Source organism: Streptomyces sp. NPDC040622, assembly GCF_055593965.1.
In genome coordinates this window covers 495,279-509,269 of the sequence record NZ_JBVIXD010000008.1, presented here as the reverse complement: position 1 = coordinate 509,269, position 13,991 = coordinate 495,279, and the positions used below count along the sequence as shown (strand labels likewise).

Genomic DNA, 13,991 nt, shown 5'->3' with positions numbered 1-13,991 from the left:
CCGCACGACGACATCCTTCTCACCCCGCCCGGTCGCCCGCCGCAGGCCCTCTTGCCGGGAGGAAGCGGGGATTTCAGACTTCGGGGCACGGGCACGGGCACGGGCACGGACGGTTGGGGGAGTGATGGCGGTACGGCGACGGCGCCGACGATTACGTAGGAAGACGCGTCGGCAGCTCCGGCTCGGGGGCATCGCGGCCGCGACGGTCGCCGCGGTCTGCGTGGTGGTGAATTGGGCGAGCGTGTGGCCTGTCCTGTTGGCCGTGCTGATCGTGGGTCTGGTGGGCGGCGCCGGGTACGGGCTGTGGCGGGCGCACCGGCTCGCGGTCGGGCGTGACCGGGCGTGGCGCGCGGAGGAGGAGGCGCGGGCGCGGGAGCTGACGATGGTCGAGGTCGACGCGTTGTCGTGGCAGGACTTCGAGCGGTACGTCGCCGACCTGTGCCGACGGGACGGCTGTACGAGGGTTGTCGTCAGCGGGAAGAGCGGTGACCTGGGCGCCGACGTCGTCGGGTACCTCGCGGACGGCCGCAAGCTGGTGATCCAGTGCAAGAAGTACGCGCCCGAGCGCAGCGTGTCCTCGCAGGACATGCAGAAGTTCCTCGGGACGGCCCGCAACGAGCACGGGGCGGACGTCGCCCTGTTCGTCACCACCTGCCGTACGTTCACGAAGGCCGCGCTGGGCCTGGCGGTACGGCACGACATCGTCGCCCTCCACCGCAATCTGCTGGGTTCGTGGGTCAAGGGCGCCAGACTGGACAGCCTGATCCCGCTGAACGGCCACGGCGACGGCCGCACCTCACGCCGCTCGCCCGCCTGACCGGGCCTGCGCCCCCTTTGGGCCAGGAGGTCGCATGCTCGGTCCGGCGTCACGCGCCGCCAGTCTGCCTGCCGGGGGTTGTCCCGTCCTCCGCCGGTCTGACGGGCGCCTCCGGTTGCGGCAGCCAGAGCGCGGGCGGTGACGAGGAGGTCCGGTTGCCGCAGGGCGGCTTGCGGGGTCAGGCCGGCCGGCAGGCCTGTGACGCGCGGTATTTCGTCCTGCGTGGCAAGCTGCCCGCCACCGGGCCGCCGGACGGCACGGTGACAAGGGCTACGCCTCGTCCATCAAGCGGGCCGCGGTCATCCACCGGCCGTCCCCTGCCGTACACGGGCCCCTGCGGACTCGCGCCCGAGGGCCACCAGTGAGGGGATCGCGCACCACGAACCGCGGACCGCGAGTGGGCGCGCGGCCCTAGCGTGCGGCGAGCCGCTCCAGCAGCGTGGCGCTCCGTGCCAGCAACTCCTGCTCCTCCTCGGTGAGTTCCGCATCGATGGCCTGCGCAAGCCACCCGGCCCTGCGGCCACGCTCCGCTTCCAGTGCGGCCCGGCCCGCGTCCGACAGCTCGACCAGCGACTTGCGTCCGTCCGTGGGGTGTGCCCGGCGCGTGATCAGGTCCTGTTCCATGAGCAGTCCCACCGCGCGGGCCATCGACTGGGGGCGCACGCGCTGATCGGCGGCGAGGTCGCTGGTGGTCATGGCGCCGTTGCGGTCGAGCGCGCCGAGCACCGCGGCCTGGCCCAGGGGGATGCGGTCCTCGTGCTTGACACGCCGGGTGAGCTTTCCCATCGCGGTGCGCAGTTCGGCGGCGATGGCGGCGGCTTCCGAGGTGGGCATAGGGCACTTTACCCCGCTGATCAGCAGGGACGAGGCATGGCCGAGGACCTGACCTGCACAGCGGCGAGCCGCGCGCCACTACACAGCAAAACTGAACAGCATTGCTGTAGGGTTTGGTGTTGTCGGGCTCAGCGCCAGCGTTGTCGCAGCCGGGCCCCGGCACACGACAACGGGAAGGAACTCCCATGTCCGCAAAGGAAGTCGGCACCCCCGACGCCACCTCTTGCACCGCCGACGCCACCGCCATCGCGGCCGTCACCGCACGCCGGATCATCGACAGCCGGGGCAACCCCACGGTCGAGGTCGACGTCGTCCTGGCGGACGGATCCCTGGGGCGTGCCGCTGTCCCCTCCGGCGCCTCCACCGGCGCCCGGGAGGCCGTGGAGCTGCGCGACGGGGACTCCGCACGCTGGCACGGCAAGGGAGTCGACCGAGCCGTGGCGCACGTCAACGGGGAGATCGCGGCCTCCGTGCACGGCCGGGACGCGGCGGACCAGACGGGTCTCGACGCCGTGCTGGTCGCCCTCGACGGCACCCCCACGAAGTCCCGGCTCGGCGCCAACGCGATCCTCGGCGCTTCCCTCGCCGCCGCCAAGGCCGCCGCGGCGTCCCACCGTCAGCCGCTCTACCGCTACCTCGGCGGCACCGACGCCCACCTCCTGCCGCTGCCGATGATGAACATCGTCAACGGCGGCGCCCATGCCGACAATCCGCTGGACTTCCAGGAGTTCATGATCGCGCCCGTGGGAGCGGACACCTTCGCCGAAGCCGTCCGCATGGGCAGCGAGGTCTTCCACACCCTGCGCAGGGACCTGCTGGCCGCCGGGCACTCCACGGGCGTCGGCGACGAGGGTGGCTTCGCGCCCATGCTGCGTACCGCCGAGGAGGCGCTCGACTTCGTGATGTCCGCCGTCGAGCGCACCGGCTACCGCCCCGGGGTGGACATCGGCCTGGTCATGGACCCGGCGTCGTCGGAGTTCTACCGCGACGGGGTGTACGAGTACGTGGGGGAGGGCGTGCGCCGTACGCCGTCCGAGCAGGTGGAGTACCTGGCCAAGCTCATCGACGCCTACCCCGTCGTCTCCATCGAGGACCCGATGGCCGAGGACGACCTGGACGGCTGGCGCGAGCTGACCGCCCGCGTCGGCGACCGCTGCCAGCTCACCGGTGACGACGTGTTCTGCACCAACGAGACGCTGCTCCGCGAGGGCATCCGCACCGGCGTCGGCAACTCCGTCCTGGTCAAGGTCAACCAGATCGGAACCCTCACCGAGGCGCTCGCCGCGGTGACCACGGCCCACCAGGCGGGCTGGACGGCGGTCATGTCGCACCGCTCGGGCGAGACGGAGGACACCACCATCGCGGATCTGGCGGTGGCTACGGGCTGCGGTCAGATCAAGACCGGCTCACTCTCGCGCTCCGACCGGACGGCGAAGTACAACCAACTGATCCGCATCGAGGAGGAGCTGGGCGACTCGGCACGCTTCGCGGGGCGCTCCGCGCTGCGCCGGGCGTGAGCAGCCGGCGGAGGCAGTCGGCAGGGACAGTCGGCACAGGGAGACGCCTCGCGGTCCCCGCTTGAGCCATCAGGGGCGAGGGCCCGCGTCGGGGGAGGGATGCGGGAGGGGGAGGGGGCCGCTCCTCCCGTATGCCGAGTCCCCCACCGGTCTCCGCGCATTCAGATGTCGTTCAGCGCACAACCATCAGCCGTTTCCACGTGTCTCGCAGATGAATCACATCCGCGAGCACGTGTCTCGACATGCTCGCGCTCTAAGGAGGAACCGTGGGCATCCCCCGACCCGCCCTGTCGACCGCCGTGGCCGCCGCCCTGATCGGGTCGCTCGGCGTCCCGTTCGTCGCGGGTGCCGCGTCCGCGAAGGACGGCGCCGCCACCGCGTCCGCGAAGGACGCCGCCGCCACCGTGCGCGAGGACTTCGACGGCGACGGTTACCAGGACGTCGCCGTCGCCGCCTCCGGCGCGAAGGTCGGCGGTCACACCTGGGCCGGGTACATCACGATCAGCTACGGCTCTGCGCAGGGCCTCGACCCCGCGCGCACCACGGTCATCAGCCAGGACACCGCCGGTGTGCCCGGCGCCTCCGGCGACAACCACGTCTTCGGCTACTCGATGATCTCCCGCGACCTGGACGGCGACGGCCTGACCGACCTGGCCGTGGTCGCCCGCGACCACCGTCCGGACGACAACGTCAACGGATCGGTGATCGTTCTGTGGGGGCGGAAGGGCGGCATCTCCGGCGAGGGCTCCGTCCGTATCGCCGCCCCGGCGAACGCCCAGGTCGGTGACGACCTCACCGCGGGCGACTTCGACGGCGACGGGCACGTGGACCTGTTCATGGGCAACGGCGAGGAGTACGACTACCACGACGTGCTCTACGGCCCCCTCGGCCGGAACGGCGTCCCCGCCCGCGAGCAGCAGGTCAAGGTGTACAGCACCGACAACTTCATCAACTCGACCGCCGCGGGCGACTTCAACGGCGACGGCATCGAGGACCTCGCGACGTTCTACGTCTACGAGAACCACGCCGAGGGCGGCAAGCTGTGGCTCGGCACCAAGGACGGTCTGTCCACCGCCCCCAAGCCGCTGAACTCCGCGGCAGGCGCCGCCGTCGCCGACTTCGACCGGGACGGCTACGCCGACCTCGCCACCCGGATCTTCCCGAACGGCGACACCGAGGCCACCGACGAGGACCCCGGCACCGTCAAGATCTACTACGGTTCGCCGTCCGGCCCCAGCCAGACCCGTACGCGGACGATCACGCAGAACACGGCGGGCGTGCCCGGGAAGAGTGAGAAGAGCGACCAGTTCGGCGGGCGGCTGAGCGCGGGCGACGCGAACGGCGACGGATACCCCGACCTGGCCGTCGGCGTCCCCGGTGAGGCGATCGGCTCGAAGGCGAAGGCCGGCGCGGTGGTGCTGCTCAAGGGCGGCAAGGACGGGATCACCGGCACGGGCGCGCAGGCGTTCCACCAGGACACGGCGGGCGTGCCGGGTGTCGCGGAGTCCGGCGACGTGTTCGGCGGGTCGGCACGGCTGCTCGACATGACGGGTGACGGCAAGGCGGATCTGGTCGCGGGTGCGCCGGGCGAGAACCTGGGCACCGTCGTGAACGGCGGCGCGGTGTGGCAGCTGCGCGGCAGCTCCGCAGGCCTGACCGCCTCGCGGTCGGTCGCGTGGAACCCGGAGGACATCGGCGCGCCGGCGACGAAGGCACTGTTCGGCGGGAACCTGAGCGGTGACAACGGCCTCGGGACGGTGACCCCCTAGCGCTGCCGCCCGGCATCGGTCCGTCCCGCCCGGCGTTCATGCCCTGCGCTGTTGGGTTCGGAAGGCGGACGGCGTGACGCCGGTGCGACGGGTGAACTGGCGGGTGAAGTAGCCGGGGTCGTTGAAACCGGTGCGGTGGGCGATCGCGGAGACGGACAGGTCCGTCTCCGCGAGCAGCTCCTTGGCCCGGCTGACGCGGAGCCGCTGCACGTACTCCTTGGGGCCGTGCCCGGTCCGGCGGCGGACGATGTCCCTCAACGTCTCGGGAGCCAGGCCGAGTTCGCGGGCCGTGACCGCGAGGGGGAGTGCGCTGTTGCGGGCCAGCGCGGTCAGGACGGGGTGTTCGGCCCGTGGGCGGCCCAGCGCGGTGATCAGCTCGTGGAGCGCGGCGGCGGAGGCGGTCTCGGGGTCGGGTCGGTCCAGGGCGCGGCGCAGCCGGGTGAAGAGCAGGGCTGCCGACGCGGCGTCGGTGAGGGGGGTCGCCTCGGCCGGGAGATAGCCGAGTTCGGCGTACGCGTGAGCGGCCGGGCCGTCGTACAGCGCCCACTGCTCGCTCCAGCCGTGCTCGTCCGGGCCGTAGGTGTGCGGCACGCCGGCCGGCAGGTGGAACAGGGCCGGCGGGGTGACCGGACGGTCGTTGCAGCGTCCGCTGCCCGAGGTCACGAGGACCACGGCATGGGAGGACAGCACCCGCTCGCGCACCGTGCCGATGCGGCCGCTCTGGCCGCCCGCACCCAGACACACCAGGCCGAGCCTCCAGTGCGCGGCGGCGGGGGTGAGATGGCGCGACCAGCCCGGCATGCGGTCACTGTAGGCCGGACGTGACGCGCCTCGAAACGTCCCCCATCGGAACCGCTTTCGTCCATGGTCCCGTGGGTGGGACCAGTCCAGGATCGTGGCCATGCTGACGTCCAACGGCTACGTACTCGACACCGCGCCCACCAGAATGGGCCCCCTCGTACCGGTCCCCGACGCAGAACGGCACGACCGCGACGCCCTCTGGTCCCGCCTGCGCCGCCACGGCTACCTCTACCTCAAGGGTGCCCTGCCCGTGGACGGCGTGACCGCGATGCGCCGCCACTACTTCGACGCCCTCGCCCCGGCCGGGCTGCGGGAGCACGGCCGCGCCGACCCGGATCCGGCGGTCCTGCGCCGCGTGCTGTTCAAGGAGGTGGTGCCGGGCGCCGTCTACCAGGAGTTCTGCACCCAACCCGCGGTGCGCGACTGGTACGCGTGGTTCCTGGGCGCGTCGGCCTTCCTGCACCGGCGAAAGATCATCCGGTATCAGCGGCCCGGCGACACGGGCATCGGATTCGCCACCCAGGCCCACTACGACCTGGTGTATCTGCGGGAGGGCACCGACCGGGTGCTCAGTTCCTGGATCCCGTTGGGCGACTGCCCCGCCACGCGCGGCGGTCTCGTCTACCTCGAAGGCAGTCATGAGCGGGTGCGCGCCGACGAAGAAGCCGAGGAGCGGGACGGACGGCGTCGCAGGCCCGCCGCGTCGATCACGGCCGATCTCCCGGCGCTGGCCGAGGAGTTCGACACCCGCTGGCTGATCGCCGACTACGAGGCCGGCGACATGGTGGTCCACTCCCCGTACCTGGTGCACGCTTCCCTCGACAACGCCGACCCGGACGAGGTGGCCCGCCTGTCCACCGACATCCGGTACCAGCGCGCCGAGGACCCCATCGACTGGCGCTGGCAGGAGCACTGGCACGACCGCGACGGCCGGTGAACAGGGCGGCGCCCCGCAACCGCCGACAGGCCGCCGACACCGCGAGGCGGCGGGGCGCACCCGATCCTGACCAAAGCCTTGACAGAGCTGGACAAGATTTCCAGACTCATCTCCGCAACGCGGTGTTTACGTAAACATCGATGCGCGCATCCCCCACGTTCCGACAGGGAGAAACCCATGTCCGCGAAGGCGCACAGGAGAACATCAAGGCCCAGGGGGCGGAAGGCGAGAGGTGCGAGCGCCCTGCTGCTCGCCGCCGTGGCGGGGCTGTTCCTCTCGTTCCTGGCTCCCCTGGGACCGGCCCAGGCAGCCCCAGCCCCCGCCGCCGTCACCGTCACCAACGGAACTCAGTTCACCGACCCGAACGGCGACGTCGTGCACGCCCACGGCGGTGGTGTGATCAAGGTGGACGGGTACTACTACTGGTTCGGTGAGAACCGGAACGAGGACAACACCTTCCGGTACGTCTCCGCCTACCGCTCCACCGACCTGAAGACCTGGGAGTTCCGCACACACGTCCTGACCCAGCGGAGCGACCCGGAGCTGGAGAGCGCCAACATCGAGCGTCCCAAGGTCATCTACAACAAGGCCACCGGCACGTTCGTGATGTGGATGCACAAGGAGAACGCGAGCGACTACGGCGAGGCCCGCGCCGCCGTGGCGGTCTCCTCGACCGTGGACGGCGACTACACCTGGCAGGGCAGCTTCCGGCCGCTCGACCACATGTCACGGGACATCACCACGTTCGTCGACGACGACGGCACCGGTTACATGATCTCGGCGGCGAACGAGAACGCCGACCTGCACGTCTACCGGCTCACGGGGGACTACACCAAGGTGGACTCGCTGGTGCGCAAGCTGTGGGAGGGGCAGTCGCGTGAGGCCCCGGCCATGTTCAAGCGCGACGGCCGGTACTTCCTGCTGACGTCCGGCGCCACCGGCTGGTCCCCGAACCAGCAGAAGTACAGCAGCGCCGAGAGCGTCACCGGTGACTGGACCGGCCTGAAGGACATCGGCAACGGGAAGGCGTACGGCTCGCAGACCGCGTACGTCCTGCCGGTCCAGGGCACATCGGGTACGTCGTACCTCTACATGGGCGACCGCTGGGGCAACTCGATGGGAGGGAACGTCAACGACTCCCAGTACGTGTGGCTCCCGCTGGACTTCCCCACCAGGGAGACGATGACGATGGACTACTACCCGCAGATCTCCGTCGCGACGGGGGCCGGCACGGTGAACGGCACCGGGAGCTGGGAGACGCTCACCGCCGGGCACAGCGGGAAGTGTGCCGACATCGCCGACGAGTCCCTGGACGACGGCGCGACCGCGCTCCAGTGGTCCTGCGCCCGGGGCAGCCTCAACCAGCAGTTCTGGTTCCAGGACTCCGGTGACGGCACGGTACGCGCGATGCTCCGGCACAGTGGGAAGTGCCTCGACGTCCGCGACGCCTCCACCGAGGACGGCGCCGCCGTCGTCCAGTCCGCCTGCGGCGAGGGCGACAGCCAGCGCTGGACCGTGCAGAACGCTCCCGGGGGAGGCGTTCACCTCAAGGCCCGGCACAGCGGCAAGTGCCTCGACGTCCAAAACCGGTCCACCGGTGACGGAGCCCCCCTGATCCAGTGGCCCTGCGACGGCGAAGCCGCCCATCAGCGGTGGGAGCGCGCCGGCTCCTGAACGCGCCCGGGCCCTTTCGCCCCTGTGGGCTCGTCCGGCACACGGCGGTGTGCCGGACGAGCCCACAGGGGATTCACCGGTCCTGAAACGCGACTCGCTCTCACCTCACGGGCTGTCGCACGACGGCGATGCCGCGAGCCGGCAGCACGAAGTCGCCGGAGGAGGGGGGACCAAGGAGCACGTCGCCGCTCAGGCCGGGCAGCGGGACGGACTCGTCGCCGCGGTTGACCAGGAAGAGGAACCGGTTCTCTCCGTCGTGGCGCACCACGAGCTCGACCAGTCCCCGGGCCCGCTCGGGGAGTTCGCTGGTGACACCGGCCGGGGCGAGCAGCTCGGGCAGCAGCCCGGCCAGGCCCTCGGCCCCCAGGCGCGTGGAGACGTACGTGGCCGTACCCCGGCCCGCCGAGCGCCGCGTGACGGCGGGCCGGGAGGCGTGGGCTCCGGTGCGGTAGCGGGCGAGAACCTCGACGTCCGGTCCCGTCACATCGATCCGATCGCTCCACATGCTCCCGGTGGTCCCGTTGTCCAGACCGGCGCGGTCCCCGTCGAGCAGCGGCCCGAACTCCTCGATCCGGATGCCGAGCAGTTCCCGCAGCGCGCCCGGGTAGCCGCCGAGCCAGACGTGGTCGTTCTCGTCCACGATGCCGGAGAAGTACGTGGTGACGAGGTGACCGCCACCCTCGACGTACCGCGTGAGCTCCTTGGCGAGCTGCTGCGGCACCACGTGCAGGACCGGCGCGATCACGACGTCGTACACGGAGGGGTCCGTGCGGTGGGCGGGTACGACATCGGCGCGGACGCCGAGGCGGAACAGCGCGGAGTACCAGTCGAGGGCCTCGCGGTGGTAGTCGAGGCGCGAGGTGGGGTGGGAGTCGAGCTCGCTCGTCCACCAGGATTCCCAGTCGAACAGGATGGCGACGCGGGCGGGTTCGCGCGCGGAGCCGGCGAGCGGAGCGAGCGCTTCGAGGGTCCGGCCCAGCGAGGTCACGGAACGGAAGAGTTCGCTGTCGGCCCCGGCGTGCGGGACCATCGCCGAGTGGTACTTCTCGGCGCCGGCCGCCGACTGGCGCCACTGGAAGAAGCAGACGGCGTCGGCGCCGTGCGCGACGTGCAGCAGCGAGTCGCGGGCCAGCTCCCCCCGGCCCTTGGCCAGGTTGACGGGCTGCCAGTTGACGGCGCTGGTGGAGTGCTCCATCAGGAACCACGGGCGGTGGCCCGCGATACCGCTGGTCAGGTTGGCGGAGAAGGACAACTCGTCCCGGCCCTGCGGGTCCGGGCGGACGTAGTGGTCGTTCGAGACGAAGTCCACCTCGCCCGCCCAGTCGGCGTAGTTCATGCCCTTGATGCCGCTCATCACCATGAAGTTGGTGGTGACGGGCACATCCGGCGTCAGCTCGCGCAGGACGTCCCGCTCCGCCCGCAGATACTCCTTCAGCGCGTCCGACGAGAACCGTTTGAAGTCCAGCTGCTGGGTGGGGTTGGGATGCGATGCGGCGATTCGCGGCGGCAGGATCTGCTCCCAGTCGCTGTAGCGCTGCGCCCAGAAGGCCGTCCCCCAGGCGTGGTTGAGGCCGTCGAGAGTGCTGTACCGCGCCCGCAGCCAGGCACGGAAGGCGCGGGCCGCGTCGTCGGAGTAGTCGTAGATGTTGTGACAGCCCAGCTCGTTGGAGACGTGCCAGGCGACGAGGGCCGGGTGGTCGGCGTAGCGCGAGGACAACTCCCTGACCAGGCGCAGCGAGTGGGTCCGGAAGACGGGTGAGGTCGGCCGCCAGTGCTGGCGTGCGCCCGGCCACAGCGTCTCGCCCGCGGCGGTCACCGGCAGGACCTCCGGGTGCGCGGTGGTCAGCCAGGGCGGCGGGGACGCGGTGGCGGTGGCCAGGTCGACGCCGATGCCGCCCGCGTGCAGCAGTTCCATGACCTCGTCGAGCCAGGCGAAGTCCCAGGTGTCCGCGGTGGGTTGGATCCTGGCCCAGGAGAAGATCGCCAGGGAGACGACGTTCACACCTGCCTCGCGCATCAGCCTCACGTCCTCCTCCCACACCTCCCGCGGCCACTGCTCGGGGTTGTAGTCGGCGCCGTAGCCGATCCTCCGGCTGCCGTCGGGGCCCTTCGCGTACGGAAATCGGGAGGTGAGGGGGGTGGTCATGCGCGTCCTTTCCAAGGAACGGTCGGCCGGACGCCGGTGATGCGGCGCGCGAGCCGTCCGGGGGCTACTTGTCGACGGTGAAGCCCTGCTCGCCGCCGTACTCGGCGGAGGCCTCCTGCCACGCCTTCAGGCCCGCGGAGAGCTTCGTGCCGGAGACATAGGCCTTGCCGACGGTGTCGTTGAAGATCGAGTTCGCGTACATCTGGTACGGCAGGTACTTCCAGCCGGTGGTCACGCTCTTGGCGGACTCGGCGAAGATCTTGTTGGCCTTCTGGCCGCCGAAGTAGGGGAACGCGGTGTTCTGGAACGACGAGGAGTTCAAGTCCTTGGTCGTCGCGGGAAACGCGCCGTTCCGCACTCGGGTCCCCACGCCGGCACCGGAGTTCGCGTACTCGACGAAGGCGTAGGCGAGTTCCTTGTTCTCGCCGAGCTCGGGCAGCGCGAGCGAGCTGCCGCCGTTCTCGGATCCGGCGCTCTCGCCCTCGGTCCACTGCGGCAGCGGGGCCACCCGCCAGTCACCCGCCGCGCCCTTGACCCCGGAGGCGAAGTTGGCGGGCATCCAGGCGCCGATGGGGAGCGTGGCGATGGTGCCGTCACCGAGGCCCTTGTACCAGTCGTCGCTCCAGCCGGTGACGGGGGAGACCAGCTTCTCGTCGATCAGCTTCTGCCAGGTGTCGGTGTACCTCTTCGCGCCGGTGTCGGTGAAGTCGATACTGACCTTCGTGCCGTTGACCTTGTACGGGCGCGAACCGGCCTGCCACAGCAGGCTGGTGCTCAGCCCCGCGTCTCCGGTGTCGCTCGTGATGTACGCCTTGGGGTCGGCCTTGTGCAGCGCACGGGCGGCCTCGACGTACTCGTCCCAGGTCGTCGGCACGTCGATCTTGTGCTTGTCGAAGACCTTCTTGTTGTAGAACAGCGCCATCGGACCCGAGTCCATGGGCAGGCCGTAGATCCCGTCACCGGACTTCACCGAGTTCCACGGACCCGGTGAGTACGTCCCGTCCAGCTTGTCCGCCCCGTACGCCGAAAGGTCGGCGACCTGCTTCGTCAGGGCGTACTGGCCGAGGGCGTAGTACTCGATCTGCGCGACGTCCGGGACGCCCTTCTTCGCCGAGATCGCATTCGACAGCGCCTTGTACTGGTCGTTGTTGGTGCCCGCGTTGACCAGCTGCACGTCGACCTTCGGGTACTTCTTCTCGAAGTCGGCCTCGACCTGCTTCAGGGTGGGCTCCCACGCCCACACGGTGACGGTGCCGCCCTTCTTCAGCGCCGCCTTGATGTCGGCGGCGCCGACCTCCTTCCGGGTGGAGTCGTCGTCCCCCGATCCGCAGGCGGTTGCCCCCAGGGCGAGAACGGTGAGCAGACCGAGACCACGCAGCAGCCGACGGGAGTGCTTGGGCATAGCGATACTTCCACTTCGTCAGGGTTCGACAGGACGGGTGCTTCGGCGACAGTGGCGAGGGCCGCGGCGGCGGACCTCGTGTGTCGCGGCTACTCCTTGACGCTTCCGGCGGCGAGCCCGGACTGCCAGTACTTCTGGAGCAGCAGGAAGGCGGCGACGAGGGGCACCACGGTGAGCAGCGAGCCGGTGACGACCAGGTGGAAGACGGCGTCGCCGCCGGCCGTGGCCGCCTGCTTGTTCCAGGCGTCGAGGCCGAGGGTGAGCGGGTACCAGTCGGGGTCCTTCAGCATGATCAGCGGCAGGAAGTAGTTGTTCCACGTCGCGACCGTGGTGAAGAGCAGCACGGTGACGGTGCCGGGCGCGAGGAGGGGCAGGGCGACCTGGAAGAAGGTGCGCAGCTCACTCGCGCCGTCGATGCGGGCGGCCTCCATCAGTTCGGCGGGGACCGCCTCGGTCGCGAACACCCACATCAGGTAGAGGCCGAAGGGCGAGATCAGCGACGGGACGATGATGGCCCACGGCGTGTCGGTGAGTCCCATCTTGCTGAACATCAGGAAGGTGGGGACCGCGAGAGCCGTGGCGGGCACCGCGACCGCGCCGATGACGACCGCGAACACGCCCCGCTTGCCGGGGAAGTCGAACTTGGCGAGAGCGTACCCGCCGAGGACCGCGAGGAAGGTGGCGCCGCCCGCGCCCACCACCACGTACAGCAGGGTGTTGAGGAGCCAGCGGCCGAAGACGCCGTCCTGATACGTGAAGGTCGCGGTGATGTTGTCCCACAGGGCGAAGTCCCCGTCGAACCACAGGCCGAAGGAATCGGCGAGCCCCTGCTGCGTCTTGGTGGCGCTGATCAGCAGCCACACCAGGGGGACGAGGCTGTAGAGCAGCATGACGCCGGTCAGCGCCGTCAGAAGTGCGCTGCGCCGGGGACGGGCCCGGGTATGACGTCGCGGTGCGCGCAGGCGCGGGGCGGCGCCGGCCCCGGTGGCGTTCGTGGTGGTGCCGCTCGCGGTGGGCAGTCCCGTCATCGGGCTCACGCTCCCTTGCGCATGCCGCGCAGCTGGACGACGTAGGCGACGACCATGGTGATCACGCCCATCACGATGGCGACCGTCGCGGAGTAGTTGTGCTGCTGGCCGGAGAAGGACAGCGAGTAGGTGTAGTAGTTCGGGGTGTAGTCGGTGGTGATCGCGTTCGGCGCGAGCTTCTGCAGGATGGCCGGCTCGTTGAAGAGCTGGAAGCTGCCGATGACCGAGAAGATCGTGGCGATGACGAGGGCGCCGCGGATCGCTGGGATCTTGATCGCCGAGATGACCCGCCACTGGCTTGCTCCGTCGATCTCCGCGGCCTCGTAGAGCGAGTGCGGGACGACGCGCAGCGCGGAGTAGAAGATCAGCATGTTGTAGCCGACGAACTCCCAGGTGACGATGTTGCCGATCGAGGCGAGGACGAGCCCGGAGGAGAGCGGGTCGGGCAGGTGGACGCCGAACGCTTCGTTGATGTCCCCGACCAGGCCGAAGCGGGGCCCGTACATGAAGCCCCACATCAGGGTCGCGACGACGGCGGGCACGGCGTACGGCAGGAAGACGGAGATCCGGAAGAAGGCCTTGCCGTACAGGCGCCCGCTGTCGATCGCGAGCGCCACCAGCAGGGCGATGCCCAGCATGATCGGCACCTGGACCAGCAGGAACAGTCCGACGCGGAAGACCCCGTCCCAGAACTGGTGGTCCCGCAGGGCCTGTTGGTAGTTGTCGAGCCCCACGAACGAGGTGCCGCCGATGAGTTGCGTCCGGAACAGACTCAGATAGACCGAATACAGCAGCGGGGCCAGGAAGACCAGCGCGAAGACGAGCAGGAAGGGCCCGATGAACCCCCATCCCGTCCAAGAGCGGCGTGCCCGCCGCACCGGTGGTCCGGCCGGGCGGGACCCTGCTGCCGCCGGCGGTTGTAGCGTCGTCATCTCGCGTCCCTCGCTCGTACTTCCCCGGACCGAAACCGCAGTTCACGTAGACGTTCCAGGCCGGTGAAGCGGCTCGACCAAACGCGGGTCAGGCGTTATGTTTACGTAAACATTCAGTGGCGGCATGTCTACAC

11 protein-coding genes are annotated in these 13,991 nt (G+C 70.2%); 5 read left to right on the top strand and 6 right to left on the bottom strand.

Annotated features, from left to right (window positions below; all coding sequences use genetic code 11):
• The first annotated feature begins 124 nt into the window (after positions 1-124).
• Entirely contained in the window at positions 125-817 is a 693-nt protein-coding gene (locus ACZ592_RS25475; RefSeq protein WP_471583928.1) for a restriction endonuclease, read from the top strand.
• A 411-nt stretch (positions 818-1,228) separates the two neighbouring features.
• Here ACZ592_RS25475 and ACZ592_RS25470 read toward each other — a convergent pair whose 3' ends face one another.
• On the bottom strand, positions 1,229-1,651 hold the full coding sequence (locus ACZ592_RS25470; RefSeq protein WP_471583927.1) for a MarR family winged helix-turn-helix transcriptional regulator: 423 nt from the start codon (positions 1,649-1,651) through the stop codon (positions 1,229-1,231).
• A gap of 185 nt (positions 1,652-1,836) precedes the next feature.
• Here ACZ592_RS25470 and eno point away from each other — a divergent pair, with 185 nt between their 5' ends.
• Together eno and ACZ592_RS25460 are read left to right on the top strand one after the other, a co-directional pair.
• Complete coding sequence (gene eno, locus ACZ592_RS25465) at positions 1,837-3,168, top strand: phosphopyruvate hydratase (RefSeq protein ID WP_471583926.1); 1,332 nt, start codon at positions 1,837-1,839, stop codon at positions 3,166-3,168.
• 266 nt (positions 3,169-3,434) lie between these two features.
• A complete protein-coding gene (locus ACZ592_RS25460; RefSeq protein ID WP_471583925.1) occupies positions 3,435-4,937 on the top strand; it encodes an FG-GAP-like repeat-containing protein in 1,503 nt (500 codons plus the stop codon).
• A gap of 36 nt (positions 4,938-4,973) precedes the next feature.
• Here the strand turns inward: ACZ592_RS25460 and ACZ592_RS25455 are convergent, their stop codons facing one another.
• The gene (locus tag ACZ592_RS25455) at positions 4,974-5,738 is read right to left on the bottom strand and encodes a helix-turn-helix domain-containing protein (protein WP_471583924.1); all 765 of its coding nucleotides are present in this window, start codon (positions 5,736-5,738) and stop codon (positions 4,974-4,976) included.
• Positions 5,739-5,838: 100 nt separating this feature from the next.
• Here ACZ592_RS25455 and ACZ592_RS25450 point away from each other — a divergent pair, with 100 nt between their 5' ends.
• Positions 5,839-6,675: a phytanoyl-CoA dioxygenase family protein gene (locus ACZ592_RS25450; protein ID WP_471583923.1), complete on the top strand. Its 837-nt coding sequence runs from the start codon at positions 5,839-5,841 to the stop codon at positions 6,673-6,675.
• Between the two features lie 177 nt (positions 6,676-6,852).
• Positions 6,853-8,349, top strand: a complete 1,497-nt coding sequence (locus ACZ592_RS25445; protein WP_471583922.1) for an RICIN domain-containing protein — start codon at positions 6,853-6,855, stop codon at positions 8,347-8,349.
• A 100-nt stretch (positions 8,350-8,449) separates the two neighbouring features.
• Here ACZ592_RS25445 and ACZ592_RS25440 read toward each other — a convergent pair whose 3' ends face one another.
• From ACZ592_RS25440 to ACZ592_RS25425, 4 genes are all read right to left on the bottom strand, one after another.
• Positions 8,450-10,495, bottom strand: a complete 2,046-nt coding sequence (locus tag ACZ592_RS25440; RefSeq protein ID WP_471583921.1) for a beta-galactosidase — start codon at positions 10,493-10,495, stop codon at positions 8,450-8,452.
• Positions 10,496-10,559: 64 nt separating this feature from the next.
• Entirely contained in the window at positions 10,560-11,897 is a 1,338-nt protein-coding gene (locus ACZ592_RS25435; RefSeq protein ID WP_471583920.1) for an ABC transporter substrate-binding protein, read from the bottom strand.
• Positions 11,898-11,986: 89 nt separating this feature from the next.
• A complete protein-coding gene (locus ACZ592_RS25430) occupies positions 11,987-12,925 on the bottom strand; it encodes a carbohydrate ABC transporter permease (protein WP_471583919.1) in 939 nt (312 codons plus the stop codon).
• A gap of 5 nt (positions 12,926-12,930) precedes the next feature.
• Complete coding sequence (locus ACZ592_RS25425; protein ID WP_471583918.1) at positions 12,931-13,857, bottom strand: carbohydrate ABC transporter permease; 927 nt, start codon at positions 13,855-13,857, stop codon at positions 12,931-12,933.
• Between the last annotated feature and the right edge of the window lie 134 nt (positions 13,858-13,991).

What these genes read in the sequence shown, in the direction of transcription:
- ACZ592_RS25475 (WP_471583928.1), top strand. Translation starts at nt 125, where the DNA reads ATGGCGGTACGGCGACGGCGCCGACGATTACGTAGGAAGACGCGTCGG.
- ACZ592_RS25470 (WP_471583927.1), bottom strand. Translation starts at nt 1,651, where the DNA reads ATGCCCACCTCGGAAGCCGCCGCCATCGCCGCCGAACTGCGCACCGCG.
- eno (WP_471583926.1), top strand. Translation starts at nt 1,837, where the DNA reads ATGTCCGCAAAGGAAGTCGGCACCCCCGACGCCACCTCTTGCACCGCC.
- ACZ592_RS25455 (WP_471583924.1), bottom strand. Translation starts at nt 5,738, where the DNA reads ATGCCGGGCTGGTCGCGCCATCTCACCCCCGCCGCCGCGCACTGGAGG.
- ACZ592_RS25450 (WP_471583923.1), top strand. Translation starts at nt 5,839, where the DNA reads ATGCTGACGTCCAACGGCTACGTACTCGACACCGCGCCCACCAGAATG.
- ACZ592_RS25445 (WP_471583922.1), top strand. Translation starts at nt 6,853, where the DNA reads ATGTCCGCGAAGGCGCACAGGAGAACATCAAGGCCCAGGGGGCGGAAG.
- ACZ592_RS25440 (WP_471583921.1), bottom strand. Translation starts at nt 10,495, where the DNA reads ATGACCACCCCCCTCACCTCCCGATTTCCGTACGCGAAGGGCCCCGAC.
- ACZ592_RS25435 (WP_471583920.1), bottom strand. Translation starts at nt 11,897, where the DNA reads ATGCCCAAGCACTCCCGTCGGCTGCTGCGTGGTCTCGGTCTGCTCACC.
- ACZ592_RS25430 (WP_471583919.1), bottom strand. Translation starts at nt 12,925, where the DNA reads ATGACGGGACTGCCCACCGCGAGCGGCACCACCACGAACGCCACCGGG.
- ACZ592_RS25425 (WP_471583918.1), bottom strand. Translation starts at nt 13,857, where the DNA reads ATGACGACGCTACAACCGCCGGCGGCAGCAGGGTCCCGCCCGGCCGGA.